The organism is Rhizobium sp. SU303, from assembly GCF_021052345.1.
Lineage (GTDB): Bacteria > Pseudomonadota > Alphaproteobacteria > Rhizobiales > Rhizobiaceae > Rhizobium > Rhizobium laguerreae.
In genome coordinates this window covers 381,410-396,483 of sequence record NZ_CP088095.1, presented here as the reverse complement: position 1 = coordinate 396,483, position 15,074 = coordinate 381,410, and the positions used below count along the sequence as shown (strand labels likewise).

Below are 15,074 nucleotides of genomic sequence, written 5' to 3'. Positions count from 1 at the left end.
GCTCGCGCTTTAGACCTCACGCGCCGGCGGCTGCCGCGCGCTCGTCCCGCTGGCGCTGGATTTCACGGCGCTTGGTGACGACCGAGGCGCAGATGACACCAACGGTCACGATCGCGATCAGGATCGTGCACACCGCATTGATCTCAGGCGTCACGCCGAGGCGCACCTGGCTGTAGATCCTCATCGGCAGCGTGGTGGCGCCTGGCCCCGACGTGAAACTGGCGATCACCAGGTCGTCGAGCGACAGGGTGAAGGCAAGGATCCAGCCGGAGAGCACAGCCGGCGCGATGATCGGCAGGGTGATCTCGAAGAAAGTCCGCACCGGCGGCGCGCCGAGATCCTGCGCCGCTTCCTCGATCGATTGATCGAAGCTCAACAGGCGCGACTGCACGACGACGGCGACGAAGCACATGGTCAGCGTCGTATGCGCGAGCGTGATCGTCCAGAAGCCGCGGTCGAAACCGATCGCGACGAAGAGCAGCAACAGCGACAGGCCGGTGATGACGTCGGGCATGACGAGCGGCGCGTAAATCATGCCCGAAAACAGCATGCGGCCACGAAAGCGGGTGTAGCGCACCAGCGTCAGCGCCGCCATCGTGCCGAGGATGGTTGCGACCGTCGCCGACAGGAGGCCGACACGGATCGTCACCCAGGCGGCGTCAAGCAGACCCTGGTTCGAGAGCAGCGAGACATACCACTTGGTGGAGAAGCCGCCCCAGACGGTGACGAGCTTCGATTCGTTGAAGGAGAAGATCACCAGGAGCACGATCGGCAGGTAGAGAAAGGCAAAGCCGAGCGTGACGGAGATGATGTTGAAACGGGTCCATTTCAGCATGAGTTATTTCCCCCGCTCTTCGGCCTTGGCCTGGGCGTTCTGGAAGAAAACGATCGGGATCACCAGGATCATCAGCAGGATCGTTGCGACCGCCGAGGAGACCGGCCAATCGCGGTTGGCATTGAACTCGTTCCACAGCGTCTTGCCGATCATAAGCGTCTGCGAGCCACCGAGCAGGTCGGGAATGACGAATTCACCGACGGCGGGAATGAAGACCAACATGCAGCCTGCCACCACGCCGGGGATCGACAGCGGAAAGGTGACGCGCCAGAAGGCCTTGATCGGCGTGCAACCAAGATCCTGCGCCGCCTCGATCAGCGTACCGTCCATCTTCTCCAGAGCCGAATAGAGCGGGAGCACCATGAAAGGCAGATAGGAATAGACGATGCCGATATAGACGGCGGTATTGGTGTTGAGGATGATCAGCGGGCTGTCGATGATGTGCAGCGACAGGAGAAGCTGGTTGAGAAGCCCTTCCGGCTTCAGGATCGCGATCCAGGAATAAACGCGAATCAGGAAGCTCGTCCAGAACGGCAGGATGACCAGCATCACCAGCGTCGGACGGATGCTGCGCGGCGCTTGCGCCATGCCATAGGCGATCGGATAGGCGATCAGCAGTGTGAGGAAAGTGGAGATCCCGGCAATCACCACGCTCGAGACATAAGCATTGAAATAGAGCGAGTCCTCGGTGAGGTAGCTGTAATTGTCGAAAGAGAGCTCTCCGATCTTGCTCCAGAGCCCGGCCCAACCGTCGGCAAGTGAGAAGACGGGCTCGTAAGGCGGCATGGCGATCGCCGTCGTTGACAGCGAGATGCGGAAGACGATGAAGAAGGGCCCCAGAAAGAAGAGCAGCAGCCAAGTGTAGGGGATGGCGATGACGAGGCGATTGTAGAGGCCGGAGGTGAGCTTGCCCATCATGTCAATCCTTCAGCAGAATGCCGGCGTTCTCATCGAAAGAGACCCAGACTTCCTGGTCGTAGGTGAAGGGGTCGTCGACGGAGCGCTGCGCATTGAGGGACGAGGCCTTGACGATATTGCCACTCTGCAATTTCACATGGAAGACGGTCATGTCGCCGAGATAGGCGATGTCCCAGAGTTCGCCCCTGGCGGCGTTGACCGAAGCGTTGGCAGGAGGCGTGCGCCCGACCCGCATCTTTTCCGGCCGGATGGCGAAGCCGACGGCGCTGCCGGCCGAGGGTGTCTCGGCGGCGGCGACGCGCACGCTGAAGCCGCTGTCGATGGCGATCTCGATGGTGCCGTTGCCCGATGAGGCGACCTTGCCGTCGAAGATGTTCACGTCGCCGATGAAATCCGCGACGAAGCGGGAATTCGGCGCCTCGTAGATCTCCGCCGGCGTCGCCACCTGCACGACCTTGCCGTGGCTCATGACGGCGATGCGGTCGGCCATGGTCATCGCCTCTTCCTGGTCGTGGGTGACGACGACGAAGGTGAGGCCGAGGTTCTGCTGCAGGTCCATCAGCTCGAACTGGGTTTCCTCGCGCAGCTTCTTGTCGAGCGCGCCGAGCGGTTCGTCGAGCAGTAGCACCTTCGGGCGCTTGGCGAGCGAGCGGGCAAGTGCCACGCGCTGGCGCTGGCCGCCGGAAAGCTGGTTCGGCTTGCGGGAGGCGAACTGCTCAAGCTTGACCAGCTTCAGCATCTGCGAGACACGTTCGGCCATCTCGTCCTTCGACATGCCGTCCTGCCTCAGGCCGAAGGCGATATTCTTCTCGACCGTCATGTGCGGGAAAAGCGCATAGGACTGGAACATCATGTTGACCGGCCGCTTGTAGGGCGGCGTGCCGGCCATGTCGGTTCCGTCGAGAACGATTTCGCCCGAGGTCGGCTGCTCGAAACCGGCAAGCATGCGCAGGAGCGTCGACTTGCCGCAACCCGACGCGCCGAGTAGCGCGAAGAACTCGCGGTGGTAGATATCAAGCGACAGATCGTCGACGGCGGTAAAATCGCCAAAGCGCTTGGTGACATTCTTGAAAGCAATGAAGGGTTTTGCAGACGGATCGGTCCAAGGCGCAAAAGCGCGGCGGATATTGCCGAGAGACTTCATATTATTCCCCGAAATACAGGTTCTGCCGGCCTCCACCCCGGCCGGTAATTGAAAGGCCCGGACGTTTCCGTCCGGGCCCAAGGCTGAATTACTGGCCGGTGACGACCTTCGTCCAGAGGCGCGTCCCCAGACGCTGCGTTTTCGGATCCCACGGCTTGACCGTGAAGAGGTTCTTCATCACCTCTTCGGTCGGATAGATCGCTGGGTCCTCCAGAATCTCCTTGCTGACGAACTGCTGCGAAGCCTTGTTGCCGTTGGCATAGAAGGTGTGGTCGCTGGCCTTGGCGATGACCTCAGGCCTCATCATGTAGTTCAGGAACTCGTGGGCTTCCGCGACATGGGGCGCATCGGCGGGGATAGCCATCATATCGAACCACATCTGGGCGCCCTGCGAGGGGATCGAATAATTGACTTCGACGCCATTCTTGGCTTCGGCCGCACGGTCGCGAGCCTGCAGCATGTCGCCGGAATAGCCGAAGGCGATGCAGATGTCGCCGTTGGCAAGCGCGTTGATATATTCAGACGAGTGGAACTTGCGGATATTGGGGCGAACGGCCGTCAGCAGCTCTTCGGCCTTCTTGAAATCCTCAGCCTTTGTGGAGTTCGGGTCGAGGCCGAGATAACGGAACGCCGTGGAGATGACGTCCTTCGGCGTGTCGAGAACGTAGATGCCGCAATCCTTGAACTTTTCGGCGACCTTCGGATCGAAGATCACTTCAAGGCCGGGCTTGGCATCGGGACCGAGGATTTCAGCGACCTTCTTGACGTTGTAGCCGATGCCGTCCGTGCCCCACATGTAATCGACAGCGTGTTCGTTACCGGCGTCATATTCGGCGGTGCGCTGCTGGATCACATCCCACATGTTGGAAATGTTCGGCAGTTTCGACTTGTCGAGCTTCTGGAAGACGCCGGCCTGGATCTGGCGCTGCAGGAAGTCGGCAGTGGGAACGACGACGTCATAACCCGTGCCGCCGGCAAGCAGCTTGGTTTCCACGGTCTCGTTGGAATCGAAGGTGTCGTAGACGACCTTGATGCCGGTTTCCTTGGTGAAGTCGGTCAGGATGGAGTCGTCGATATAATCCGACCAGTTGTAAACGTTGACCACGCGCTCCTGCGCATAGGCCGGCGCGGCAGCAAGGAGTGCGGTAACGGCGGCGGCCGTCACGCATAGGATGGTTGACCTCATGACTTCTCCTGTTTTTTTCAAAGATTCCGCACCCGGGGCATCTTTTCCCTCTGGTTTTCGACGCAGACTAAGAAGGAATTTCTAAGCCCACAAGCGCAAAATCCTGCGCGCTCAATGATTTCACATTCACTGGAAGTCGAAGGCGCTGAGGCCTGCCACCATCTCGTCGAGCCCGAGCGGTCTCGTCACCGGCGGCTCGGCCCGGGAAAGGCAGCCGCGCCGCTCGCAAAGGCGACAGGCGGGACCGATCGCGACCGGCTCGAGCGCCGTCACCTGCCCGTAGACCACGCCCTCGCCAAGGGCGGCATCGCAGCCGATCAGGATCGCGGTGCGTCTGACCCTTTCGCCGAATTCGACGCTCGGTCCCTCCAGGGTGCGGGCGACCGTCAGGAAGGATGCGCCGTCAGGCATGACGACCGTTTCGGCGAGGATCTGGCCCGGCTGCAGGAAGGCGGCATGGATATTGAGCTTCGGACAGCCGCCGCCGAAACGGGCCTGCGGGAAGCCCTGGGCGCCTGCCCTGCGCAGCCGGTGGCCGGCGGCATCGATCTCGATCAGGAAGAAGGGAATGGCGGCCGCGCCCGGGCGCTGCAGCATGGCAAGGCGCGCGGCCGCCTGGCCGAAAGAGACGCCGAAGCGCGCACGCAGAATATCGATATCGTAGCGCGTCGCCTTCGCCGCCGAAAGAAAGGCCTCGTAGGGCATTGCGAGCGCTAAGGCCGCGATGCGGGCAAGCTCGAAGCGGGCGATGCGGCGCGCCTCGGCGGAGGAGAGCGAGAGATCGTCGAGCTCGGCATCGATTGCCGGCAGCAAAGCGAGAGTCGCGGCCTCGACGGCAATCTCGTGCGCCCGGTCGGCCTGTGACAGGCGCTCCGAGATGAAAAGCCGCATCGAATGGCGATCGAAACGGCGGCGCAGATCCGGCATGACGTGGACGGGCAGGACACGTACCGCGATGCCGCGCTCGGAACGCAACCAGTCCTTCAGCCCGGCGGCAAGATCGAGGCCGCCGGGGAGCGTTGCAGCAAAGGCTTCCGCCGCCGTCTCGATCTGTCCGAAATAGCCGGACCTACGCTCCAGCGTCTCGCGCACCTCGTCCAGCGGCAAGCGGCCGGCGGCGACCGGCGCATGCCCTTCGGCGGCCATCAGCGCCGTCAGATCGGACAGCCTTGCCGCCTGCTCGCGATAGGCGCGGTAGAGCTTGATCATGCCGCTCGCGGCGTTGGGTGCGGCCTCGGCCACCTCCACCAACTCCTGATCACCCGGCAGCTCGCCCAAAAGCAGTGGATCGGCAAAGACCTCCTTGAGCTGGCCGAGACTGCCGCCGGTCTGCCCCCGCAACTCTTCCAGATCGACCCTGTAGACGCTTGCAAGCTTGAGAAGGAGCTGCACCGTCAACGGCCGCTGGTTGCGCTCGATCAGGTTCAGATAGGACGGCGATATTTCAAGCGCCTCGGCCATGGCGGTCTGCGTCAGGGCCAGCGCATTGCGGATGCGCCTGACTTTCGGGCCTGCGAATATCTTCCGTTCCGCCATGTCACACCCTTTGACAGGAAGGAGCGCTCATATTTACAAAATTTTACAAATTCACAGCGCCACTCTGTCAATCCTCCTCATCTTAACCTCTTTCCGCCCCGGAAATCAAAGGTTTTTCTGGTCATAGCGCGTCATATTGTCAATCTTGTCACGCAACACCTTTGTCGGGCTTCTAGTGAGGAGAGCACATGACTGATTTTTACAAGCTTGTTCCAAATGCATCAGCCAGCCGCTTCGACGGCATCGAGAGACCGTACTCGGCCGAAGACGTGCAGCGGCTCAGAGGCTCGGTGGCGCTCAGTCATACGCTGGCCGAAATGGGCGCGGACCGGTTGTGGCGGCTTCTGCATCAGGATGATTTCGTCAATGCGCTCGGCGCACTTTCCGGCAACCAGGCCATGCAGATGGTGCGCGCCGGGCTGAAGGCGATCTATCTCTCCGGCTGGCAGGTGGCGGCCGACGCCAATACCGCATCGGCGATGTATCCCGACCAGTCCCTCTATCCGGCCAATGCCGGTCCGGAACTGGCCAAACGCATCAACCGCACGCTGCAGCGCGCCGATCAGATCGAGACCGCGGAAGCCCAGGGGCTTTCCGTCGAAACCTGGTTCGCACCGATCGTTGCCGATGCCGAAGCAGGCTTCGGCGGACCGCTCAACGCTTTCGAAATCATGAAGGCCTATATCGAGGCGGGTGCCGCGGGCGTTCACTTCGAGGACCAGCTCGCCTCGGAGAAGAAATGCGGCCATCTCGGCGGCAAAGTGCTGATCCCGACGGCCGCCCATATCCGCAATCTCGACGCCGCACGGCTTGCCGCCGATGTCATGGGCGTTGCGACACTGGTCATCGCCCGCACCGACGCGGAGGCGGCAAAGCTTCTCACATCAGACATCGACGAGCGCGACCAGCCCTTCGTCGACTATGATGCCGGCCGCACGGTCGAAGGTTTCTATCAGGTGCGAAACGGCATCGAGCCCTGCATCGCACGCGCCGTCGCCTATGCGCCGCATTGCGATCTCATCTGGTGCGAGACCTCGAAGCCGGACCTCGAGCAGGCGCGGCGCTTTGCCGAAAGCGTGCACAAGGTCCATCCCGGCAAGCTGCTCGCCTATAATTGCTCGCCTTCCTTCAATTGGAAGAAGAACCTCGACGAAGCGACGATCGCAAGGTTCCAGCGCGAACTCGGGGCGATGGGCTACAAGTTCCAGTTCATCACGCTCGCCGGCTTCCACCAGCTGAACTACGGCATGTACGAACTGGCGCGCGGCTATCGGCAGCGGCAGATGTCGGCCTATTCCGAGCTGCAGCAGGCGGAATTCGCCGCTGAGGTCAATGGCTATACCGCCGCAAAACATCAACGGGAGGTCGGCACCGGCTATTTCGACGCCGTGTCGCTCGCCATCACCGGTGGTCAGTCTTCGACCACGGCGATGCACGGCTCGACCGAACATGCGCAGTTCAAGCCGGCTGCGGAATAACTCGAAGAAGAGGAGAAGATCATGGCATCCATTACACGCGTCAGAGAACGGGCCGAAGAGCAGGCAAGCAGCATGAGCGAGGATCAGCAGACGACGATCCGCATGCTCGCCAACGACCTGCATCGGCTGAACCAATCGGTCATGAAGGCCGTCGAGGCCGGCGTCTCGGTTGAACTGGTGCGCTCGGCCCGTCATCACGGCGGCGACGGCCACTGGGGGGACCTGCTGATCCCGGTCGTCGTCACCAACCGGCATTGACGAAGTCGGGCCGCGGCGCTTTAGCCGCGGCTCGGTCGTTTTCCGGCGAAGAGATCGGCATAACTTTTGATGAGCTTGGTCATGCGGTCGGCGACCGTGCGGATCTCCGGGCGGTGGCGGTCCTCGGCATTCATGACGATCCATTGCCGGTGGCGCAATTCCGGCAACTCGCTGCCTTGCCGCTGCAATTCGGGATGGAGATCGCCGACGAAACAGGGAAGCACCGTCTTGCCGGCGCCGGCACGCACCAGATCCGGCAGCGAACGCGGCCGATTGACGGTGGCAACGATCCCCGTCCCGGCATGGGTATGCGGCCAGCGCAGATAGGCCGATATCGCCTCTTCCTCAGCGACTGCAATCCAGCGCTCGTCGGTCTCGGCGGCGTTGCGCCTGATATAGACGGCATAGGCCACCTCGCCGAGCAGACGTGCGGCAAGATTGGCCTCCTCAGGCTCGAAGGCGCGAATACCGATATCGCTTTCACGATAGGCAAGGCTCGCCCGCGCCTCGCCGATAGTGAGCGAAATGGCGAAGGCATCGCCCGGCATGCGGATTGCGGCGAAATTCTCCGTCAGCAGCCAGGCGAGCCAGGTACCGGCGGCGACCCTGACGGTCGTGCCGCCCTCGCCGGACTGCCGCCACGCCGCCACCTTGCGGGCGGCGGCTTCCATCTCCTGCAGGTGATCGAGCAGCGCCTGGCCATCCTGGGTCAGACGATATCCAGTCTGGCTGCGCGAAAACAATGCGCGGCCGATTTCCTGCTCGAGATCGAGCATGCGCCGGCCGACGGTCGCAGGACTGAGCCCGCTTGCGGTGCTTGCCCCCGTCAGCCCGCCGAGCCGGGCCACCTGCAGGAAAAGCTGATAGGAATCCCAACTCGCGTTTTTCATTGATGAAAAACATAGCGGGATTTTTCCCGTTTATAAAGAGAAATTCGACGCCTAGATCAGGTGATGTCTTACACAGGAAAGGACATTGTCATGATCGACATGATCACCATCGCAGGCACCATCGGCTATCGGCACTATCCCCAGCGAAGCGGTGGCAAGGCGGAAGAGGACAGATTCTATGCCGAGTTCGGAAACAATAGCCTTATCGGCTTTACCGCCTGGCTGACGTCGCTCGACCTCAATCTAGGAAGGCGGTGCAAGGGCGCGGCGCAATCCCGCAGCGGCTGCGGCTGCGCGGTTCAGGCGACTCTTCTTGCTCCGAGATGAGCCGGTGCCGATTCTGCGACGATGCGGAACCGCTCGATCAGCGCCATCAGCGTATCGGCCTCGCCGGCAAGCAAGCGGCTTGCCTGCGTCGTCTCGGCAACCATCGCCGCGTTCTTCTGGGTCATCTGGTCCATGGCGTTGACCGAACCGTTGACCTCCTGCAGCGCGGCCGACTGATCGCGGCTGGCGGTGGCGATGGTTTCGACATGGCCGCTGATCGCGATGATCTCCTGGCTGATCGAGGCAAGGACGCTGCCGGTCTTCTGGACCAGTTCGGACCCTGCCGTCACTTCGCGGCTCGATGTCTCGATGAGCGACTTGATCTCGCGCGCCGCATCGGCCGAACGTTGGGCGAGTTCGCGGACTTCCTGGGCGACGACGGCAAAACCCTTGCCCGCCTCGCCGGCGCGCGCCGCCTCGATGCCGGCATTCAGCGCCAGAAGATTGGTCTGGAAGGCGATGTCGTCGATCACCTCGATGATCTGCTCGATACGCTGCGAAGCCTGCTCGATGCGATCCATGGCGGCAATGGCATCGCCGACGACGGCGCCGGAATTGTCGGCCGTCTTCTTGGTCGCAGCCACGACATTGTTGGCTTCACGGGCACGCTCGGCGGAAGAACGAACCGTCACGGTAATCTCTTCCACCGCGGCCGCAGTCTCCTCGAGGTTGGCCGCCTGCGCCTCGGTGCGTTTCGAAAGCTCGCCGGCAGAGGCGGAGACGGCGCCGCTGTTGCGTTGGATCGTCGCCGCGCTGTCACGGATACCGGACAACGTATCCTGGAGCCGCAAGAGGGAAGCGTTAAAATCGACGCGCAGTTGCTCCAGCCGGCCGACGAACGGCGTGCCGATCGTCTGCGAGACATCGCCCTGCGACAGGCGCCCGAGGCCGGCGGCAAGCTGGTTGACGGCAAAGTCGATCTGGCCGTCGAGCGAGCGCTTGTCGGCATCGTTCCTGGCGCGTTCGGCATCGCTCAATTCGCGCTGTTCGGCGGCCTGGGTTTCCAGGTCGCGCCTTGCACGGGCACTGTCGCGGAAAAGCGCCAAGGCCCGGCCGATGTCGCCGAACTCGTTCCTCTTTTCGACACAAGGGATCGCCGCTTCGAGATCGCCCGCGGAAATCGAGTGCACGCTCGCCGTCAGCGCCTGCAAAGGCTTCACCGACAGGCGGATCGCATAAAAGGCGAGAACGCCGACGAGCAGCATGACGATGCTGCCGACGCCGAGAACCAGCATCTGCAGCTCATACATGCGCTGGTAATAGAGCTCCATCGGAATGCCGATGAAGAGAATGCCGACATTGGCGTTCGAGGCGTTCTTGATTGGGAAATAACCGGTCATGAACTTGCGGCCGAAAAGCTCAGCCGGACCGTAATAAGCCTCGCCCCTGGCGAGAACCGGCTGGGCAGGGTGCTCGGCGACCAGCTTGGTGCCGACGGCGCGATCGCCGTTTTCCTTCTTGACGTTGGTGGAGATGCGGACGTAGTCGCTGCCCTGCTTTTGAAAGATGGTCGCAACGCCGGCGATCGATTGCGCCGTGCGGTCGACCAGCGAATGGTCGGCAAGGGCGGGAATAGCATCTTCCGTGACAGTGGAGAGTTGATTATCCTTCAGCTCGATCTTTGCAGCCTGATCGGCCGCGCCGTAGAGAACGGCCATCGCGCGGGTGGCATCCCTGGCGTCGGAGACAGCCCCGTCCATGACATGATGGCTCAGATTGTAATAGGTCACACCGACGATGGCGGCCGTGCTGATCGCCAGCAGAAACAGCGTGATCGCAACGATCTGGCGTACGATCGACGTAGAGAAAAGGCGCAGCATCGAGACCCCCGGGAGATAGACCAAGGTTAAATTAGACTAAAAGCGTTAAGGAAGATTCTCCGTAAATCGGGGTTGTCGGAGGTATTCATCGGTCTCGTTTTCGGACGGATCATCTCTGCGTGATCGCCGCGCTCGCAATCCGACCGATCGCGATTTCTGCGAAATAGATAGAAACGGCCCCGGAAAGTGAACTGACCCCCGAAAGTTGGACATCCAACCTCGGGGGTTTTCATGTCCAAGTACAGCCTATCGTTCAAGCAGAGCGTCGTGGAGTTCTACGGCGACGGCGAGCGAAGCTATCGGGAGGTCGGTTTACGTTTCGGCCTGGACCATTCGATGGTTCGCAAGTGGGTAGCGAGCCATGCGGCACATGGCGTGGCTGGCCTGTGCAAGAAATTCAGCCACTATGATGCCCCCTTCAGGCTATCGGTGCTCGAGCGGATGTGGAAGGATAGCCTGTCGCGTCGACAGGCAGCTGCGCTCTTCAACATTCGCAATGCTGGTTGCCTGTCGGTTTGGGAGAGGCAATATGAGCGCGGTGGGATTGAAGCCTTGGCCCCGCGCCGGAGAGAGAAATCCCGATCGATGCCAGAACCACCCATCACAGACAGTGGATGGACTGCAGAGCGATGAGGCCAAGAGCCGTGAAGAGCTCATGGCGGAGCTGGCTTATCTGCGCATGGAGAACGCCTACCTAAAAAAACTGGAGGCCTTAGCGCGGGAACATCAAACGCCGACAAGGCGCAAGCCGTCCAGGCGTTAAGGCCACTCCATCCATTGGACGGGCTGCTGAAGCTTTCGGGCCTGGCACGCAGCACGTTCTATTATCAGCAGAAGACGCTGTCGTCGGCCGACCGGCATGCGGCCTTGAAAACGACGATCCGATCGATCATCGAGGCACACAAGGGACGCTACGGCTATCGTCGGGTGACTGCCGCGATCCGGGGGCTCGGAGAGGCGATCAATCACAAGACCGTCCAGCGGCTGATGGTCGAGATGGGATTGAAGTCCCTGGTCCGGCCGAAGAAATACCGCTCCTACAAAGGCCAGGCCGGACGTGTCGCACCAGACCTCCTCCAGCGACAGTTCACCGCCGAGCGCATGAATCAGAAATGGACGACAGATGTCACCGAGTTCAACGTGGCCGGCGAGAAGCTCTACCTATCGCCGGTCATGGACCTCTACAACGGCGAAATCGTCGCCTTCGAAACGGCGAGACGACCGATCTTCAAATTGGTCCAGAACATGCTGACCAAGGCGCTGGATCAGATAGATGACGATGAGAGGCCGATCCTGCATTCCGATCAGGGATGGCACTATCAGATGCCGACCTGGAACCGCATGCTCGAAAGCCGCAACATCGCCCAGAGCATGTCACGCAAGGGCAACTGCCTCGACAACGCCGCAATGGAGAGCTTCTTCGCCACCCTCAAATCCGAGTTCTTCCACCCCAACCGCTTCGACAGTATCGAAAGTCTGAAAGAGGGGGTTGAGGACTATATCCGCTATTACAACAACGACCGCATCAGGCTGAAACTCAAAGGACTGAGCCCTGTACAATACAGGACCCAGCCCTTAACTCTTCCCAGTCTGTAAACCGTCCAACTTTACGGGGTCAGTTCAAAGTCCGGGGCCGCTCGAATAAGACGGGTCGGTCGATGATCAGGCGGCGCGATAGATCGGCGCACCGGTGGCTTCGCCGTCGATCTTGAACTGCTGGATGAGCCTGCGCAGCGAATCGGCCTCGTCGGCCAGTTCGCGGCTGGCGGCAGTCGTCTCCTCCACCATGGCGGCGTTCTGCTGCGTCATCTGGTCCATCTGGTTGACTGTCGCGTTGACGCTTTGCAGCGCGTTGGACTGGTCGTGGCTGGCGCGGGCGATCATCTCGACATGCTGGCTGATCGTGACGATCTGGGCGCTGATCTTGGCGAGCACCGTGCCGGTCTCCTGCACGAATTGCGAGCCTGAATTGACCTCGTTGGTCGACTTGTTGATCAGCCCCTTGATCTCCTGCGCCGCGGCTGCGGAGCGCTGAGCCAGTTCGCGGACTTCCATCGCGACCACCGCAAAGCCCTTGCCGGCTTCACCGGCGCGCGCTGCCTCGATGCCGGCGTTGAGCGCCAGAAGGTTGGTCTGGAAGGCGATCTCGTCGATGACGCCGATGATCTGCTCGATCTGGCGCGAGGCACCTTCGATGCGGCTCATCGCGTCGATCGCATTGCTGACGACGACGGCGGAATCGTCGGCGCTGCGCTTGGCCTGGCGGACGATCTGGTCGGCATCCTTGGCGCGTTCGGCCGACGAGCGGACCGTGACGGTAATCTGGTCGACGGCAGCAGCCGTCTCTTCGAGCGAGGCTGCCTGCTGTTCGGTGCGCTTGGAGAGATCCTCGGCCGACTGGGCCATCTGGTTGCCATTGCCCTGGATCAGTTCGACATTGTCGCGGATCTGGCTCATCGTCGCCTGCAGGCGCATCATCGAACCGTTGAAATCCTGGCGCAGTTGTTCGAGACGGCCGATGAAGGGCGTTTCGATCGTCGTCGAGATATCGCCCTGCGACATGCGTTCGAGGCCGGCGGCAAGCGCATTGACCGCGAATTCGATCTGACGATCCATCTCTCGCTTTTCGGCGTCGTTGCGCTGGCGCTCGTGTTCGGCGGCGGCGCGTTCCTCGTCGCTCTGCTCCTCGATGCGGATCTTCGAGATGGCGTTTTCCTTGAAGATGCCGAGCGCGCGGGCCATGTCGCCGATTTCATCGTGGCGCTGCTCGCCGGAGATGCTGGTATCCAGCGCCCCTTCGGCGATGCGGCGCATGGCGCCGGTGATATGGCTGATCGGGCGCTGCAGCGTCAGCACAAGGGCAATGCCGCCGAGGATCGACAGAAGGATGCCGAGACCGGTGGTCATGACGGAGATGCTGTTTGCCTGGGTGCGCTCGGTGCCGGCCGTCTGCTTCTGCAGCTCGGCGAAATCAGTCAGCTTTTTCCAGATCTGGTCAAGCTCCTGGCGGGCCGCGGCATAGGCCGCGACGCGCTGGCCGATCGTGTCGACGATCTTCGAGCCGCCGCCGGAGATGACGTCCAGCGCCGGCTGGATCGCGCCGGATATGCCTTCGGCAAAGCCCATGCCCTTGGCGCTGGTGACCAGCACCTGCATGTCCTTGCCGAGCGTGCCGGCCTGCTGCTGCAGGCGCACGAGATTTTCCTTGCTGGAATCGGCGAGGAAATCGGAAAGAACGATCTGCAGCGAATAGACGGAATTTTCGAGACGTCTCGTATCCTGGAGGACCGAGTTGGCCTGGGCAATCCGGCCGTCGAGCGCGGCGAATTCCTGCGTCGCGTCACGCATTTTTTGCGTCGCGGTCAACTGCGTATAGGTCGCGGTCTGGCGGAAGCGCGAAACGAGACGGCCGAGTTCGGTGGCGGTCTCGTCGGTCGGATTGGGCGTCTGGGCGATCGTCTTGATGCCGTCGATGGTCGCAGCCAGCGCGTCGACGACATTCTTCTGGTTGCTCGGAACCGAGATGGCGATCAGACGCTGGGATTTGACGATCTCCGGCATCTGTTCGTTGATGAAGGCGATCTTGTCCTGCGGTGTCTGCGGCTTGCTGAAGCCGCTGGCGACGGTGCCGAGAAAATCGCCGCCCTTCAGCAGGCGATCAGCGGTGCGAAGGGTAGCGGTGGCGGCACTCTCATCGCTTTGGACAGTGTTCTGCAATTCCTCGGCCTGGTAGGACACGGTGAAGCGGGTGCTGATCACGCTCTTCTGCGCTGCGTCGATCTGCTCATGCAATGCCTTCTCCTGCTCGTGCAGCGCCCAGAGCTTGTCGACGACGCCCGAAATTTCCTTGGTGCGGCGCGATGCCTCCGCAAGGCTGTCGCGACCGGCGGCCTCGTCACCGACCTGGCTCAGCGTCTGGTCGAGCACGCCTTGCTGGGTCTTCAGATCCGCGATCAGCTTGTCGCGCGCCTCAGGGCTGGTGACGCGCAGGAAATCGTCCATCGAACCGTAGAGATCCTTGAACCCGCTCAACGACTGCAGCACGCTGTTGGATATTTCCATGCGGCCCTGCAGAAGTCCGGAAGCATAGAGGCCCGTCAGGCCCACCGCCGAAATGGTGACGACGAAAGGCAGAACGAAGATCAACACCTTCGTCTTGATCCTGAAGCGGGAAAGAATCTTGTCAATCAACATGGCGTTCCGGGCCTTTCATACACCACTCCTCCCGCAGGCGGCCACATGGCGCCAGCCGGGTGCACATCGAGCTGTTCTTATTTTACATTGGGGAACCCGGAGGCCAGGCGGCAGTCATTGCCAGTTCACGTCCAAACAACTTGGAGATGCCCAAATATTCGCGAGCAATTGTGTCAGATTAGATATTAATTTTCGGATAAGCGGTTATGGCGGGATAAGCCAAGGCCGTGAAATAGTTGCAAATTATGGGCCGCGACGCCGCGGTGCGACAATGAGCATGTCGCAACGTTCGTTCCAGGTCTGCGGACAGGATCAGATGAAGTGCGAGAGCAGCAGCGCGAGGCTGGCGGCGGTGGCGCCGGCTGCAAGCATCAGATAGCGCAGGGCGACCATCCGGGCGTTCGGCTTTGCCTCGGCAATTGCGATGGCGCGGGCGCGTCGTGCGTTTCTGTTCATGGCGAAACCTCACTTCTCTCTGACACAACAAC

Annotated in this window: 12 protein-coding genes and 1 pseudogene; 4 read left to right on the top strand and 9 right to left on the bottom strand. The window is 61.5% G+C overall.

All coding sequences use genetic code 11. The features are described from left to right. Positions 1 to 16 precede the first annotated feature (16 nt). From RlegSU303_RS01960 to RlegSU303_RS01940, 5 genes are all read right to left on the bottom strand, one after another. Complete coding sequence (locus RlegSU303_RS01960) at positions 17 to 835, bottom strand: ABC transporter permease (RefSeq protein WP_020048525.1); 819 nt, start codon at positions 833 to 835, stop codon at positions 17 to 19. Positions 836 to 838: 3 nt separating this feature from the next. Then, the gene (locus tag RlegSU303_RS01955) at positions 839 to 1,750 is read right to left on the bottom strand and encodes an ABC transporter permease subunit (protein ID WP_094087679.1); all 912 of its coding nucleotides are present in this window, start codon (positions 1,748 to 1,750) and stop codon (positions 839 to 841) included. A gap of 4 nt (positions 1,751 to 1,754) precedes the next feature. Beyond that, the gene (locus RlegSU303_RS01950) at positions 1,755 to 2,897 is read right to left on the bottom strand and encodes an ABC transporter ATP-binding protein (protein ID WP_231283391.1); all 1,143 of its coding nucleotides are present in this window, start codon (positions 2,895 to 2,897) and stop codon (positions 1,755 to 1,757) included. Positions 2,898 to 2,985: 88 nt separating this feature from the next. Next, positions 2,986 to 4,083, bottom strand: coding sequence for a polyamine ABC transporter substrate-binding protein (locus tag RlegSU303_RS01945; protein ID WP_017959038.1), 1,098 nt, complete (start codon positions 4,081 to 4,083; stop codon positions 2,986 to 2,988). Between the two features lie 126 nt (positions 4,084 to 4,209). Further along, positions 4,210 to 5,619 carry a helix-turn-helix domain-containing protein gene (locus tag RlegSU303_RS01940; protein WP_017959037.1) on the bottom strand — a complete coding sequence of 470 codons (1,410 nt, stop codon included), beginning with the start codon at positions 5,617 to 5,619 and terminating at the stop codon, positions 4,210 to 4,212. A 188-nt stretch (positions 5,620 to 5,807) separates the two neighbouring features. Here RlegSU303_RS01940 and aceA point away from each other — a divergent pair, with 188 nt between their 5' ends. Next, positions 5,808 to 7,097: an isocitrate lyase gene (aceA, locus tag RlegSU303_RS01935; protein WP_017959036.1), complete on the top strand. Its 1,290-nt coding sequence runs from the start codon at positions 5,808 to 5,810 to the stop codon at positions 7,095 to 7,097. Between the two features lie 21 nt (positions 7,098 to 7,118). Then, positions 7,119 to 7,355 (top strand): SMc00767 family acetate metabolism repressor, encoded by a 237-nt coding sequence (locus tag RlegSU303_RS01930; RefSeq protein WP_003545603.1) that lies wholly within the window; start codon positions 7,119 to 7,121, stop codon positions 7,353 to 7,355. A 20-nt stretch (positions 7,356 to 7,375) separates the two neighbouring features. Here the strand turns inward: RlegSU303_RS01930 and RlegSU303_RS01925 are convergent, their stop codons facing one another. Continuing rightward, positions 7,376 to 8,245, bottom strand: a complete 870-nt coding sequence (locus RlegSU303_RS01925) for a LysR family transcriptional regulator (protein ID WP_168289323.1) — start codon at positions 8,243 to 8,245, stop codon at positions 7,376 to 7,378. Positions 8,246 to 8,335: 90 nt separating this feature from the next. Here RlegSU303_RS01925 and RlegSU303_RS01920 point away from each other — a divergent pair, with 90 nt between their 5' ends. Then, positions 8,336 to 8,572, top strand: a complete 237-nt coding sequence (locus RlegSU303_RS01920) for a hypothetical protein (RefSeq protein ID WP_231283390.1) — start codon at positions 8,336 to 8,338, stop codon at positions 8,570 to 8,572. Here the strand turns inward: RlegSU303_RS01920 and RlegSU303_RS01915 are convergent. Beyond that, positions 8,545 to 10,392 (bottom strand): methyl-accepting chemotaxis protein, encoded by a 1,848-nt coding sequence (locus tag RlegSU303_RS01915; protein ID WP_222330452.1) that lies wholly within the window; start codon positions 10,390 to 10,392, stop codon positions 8,545 to 8,547. The genes RlegSU303_RS01920 and RlegSU303_RS01915 overlap by 28 nt on opposite strands. Positions 10,393 to 10,623: 231 nt before the next feature. Here RlegSU303_RS01915 and RlegSU303_RS01910 point away from each other — a divergent pair. Next, positions 10,624 to 11,988: pseudogene (locus RlegSU303_RS01910) on the top strand (IS3 family transposase). A gap of 66 nt (positions 11,989 to 12,054) precedes the next feature. On the opposite strand, the gene RlegSU303_RS01905 reads toward RlegSU303_RS01910, so the two are convergent. Together RlegSU303_RS01905 and RlegSU303_RS01900 are read right to left on the bottom strand one after the other, a co-directional pair. Beyond that, positions 12,055 to 14,586, bottom strand: a complete 2,532-nt coding sequence (locus RlegSU303_RS01905; protein ID WP_222330450.1) for a methyl-accepting chemotaxis protein — start codon at positions 14,584 to 14,586, stop codon at positions 12,055 to 12,057. 312 nt (positions 14,587 to 14,898) lie between these two features. Next, positions 14,899 to 15,042 (bottom strand): hypothetical protein, encoded by a 144-nt coding sequence (locus tag RlegSU303_RS01900; RefSeq protein ID WP_012756101.1) that lies wholly within the window; start codon positions 15,040 to 15,042, stop codon positions 14,899 to 14,901. Positions 15,043 to 15,074 lie beyond the last annotated feature (32 nt).

Excerpts from the sequence above, each read along its gene's own strand:
- RlegSU303_RS01960 (WP_020048525.1), bottom strand. The coding sequence starts at position 835 with ATGCTGAAATGGACCCGTTTCAACATCATCTCCGTCACGCTCGGCTTT.
- RlegSU303_RS01955 (WP_094087679.1), bottom strand. The coding sequence starts at position 1,750 with ATGGGCAAGCTCACCTCCGGCCTCTACAATCGCCTCGTCATCGCCATC.
- RlegSU303_RS01950 (WP_231283391.1), bottom strand. The coding sequence starts at position 2,897 with ATGAAGTCTCTCGGCAATATCCGCCGCGCTTTTGCGCCTTGGACCGAT.
- RlegSU303_RS01945 (WP_017959038.1), bottom strand. The coding sequence starts at position 4,083 with ATGAGGTCAACCATCCTATGCGTGACGGCCGCCGCCGTTACCGCACTC.
- RlegSU303_RS01940 (WP_017959037.1), bottom strand. The coding sequence starts at position 5,619 with ATGGCGGAACGGAAGATATTCGCAGGCCCGAAAGTCAGGCGCATCCGC.
- aceA (WP_017959036.1), top strand. The coding sequence starts at position 5,808 with ATGACTGATTTTTACAAGCTTGTTCCAAATGCATCAGCCAGCCGCTTC.
- RlegSU303_RS01930 (WP_003545603.1), top strand. The coding sequence starts at position 7,119 with ATGGCATCCATTACACGCGTCAGAGAACGGGCCGAAGAGCAGGCAAGC.
- RlegSU303_RS01925 (WP_168289323.1), bottom strand. The coding sequence starts at position 8,245 with ATGAAAAACGCGAGTTGGGATTCCTATCAGCTTTTCCTGCAGGTGGCC.
- RlegSU303_RS01920 (WP_231283390.1), top strand. The coding sequence starts at position 8,336 with ATGATCGACATGATCACCATCGCAGGCACCATCGGCTATCGGCACTAT.
- RlegSU303_RS01915 (WP_222330452.1), bottom strand. The coding sequence starts at position 10,392 with ATGCTGCGCCTTTTCTCTACGTCGATCGTACGCCAGATCGTTGCGATC.
- RlegSU303_RS01905 (WP_222330450.1), bottom strand. The coding sequence starts at position 14,586 with ATGTTGATTGACAAGATTCTTTCCCGCTTCAGGATCAAGACGAAGGTG.
- RlegSU303_RS01900 (WP_012756101.1), bottom strand. The coding sequence starts at position 15,042 with ATGAACAGAAACGCACGACGCGCCCGCGCCATCGCAATTGCCGAGGCA.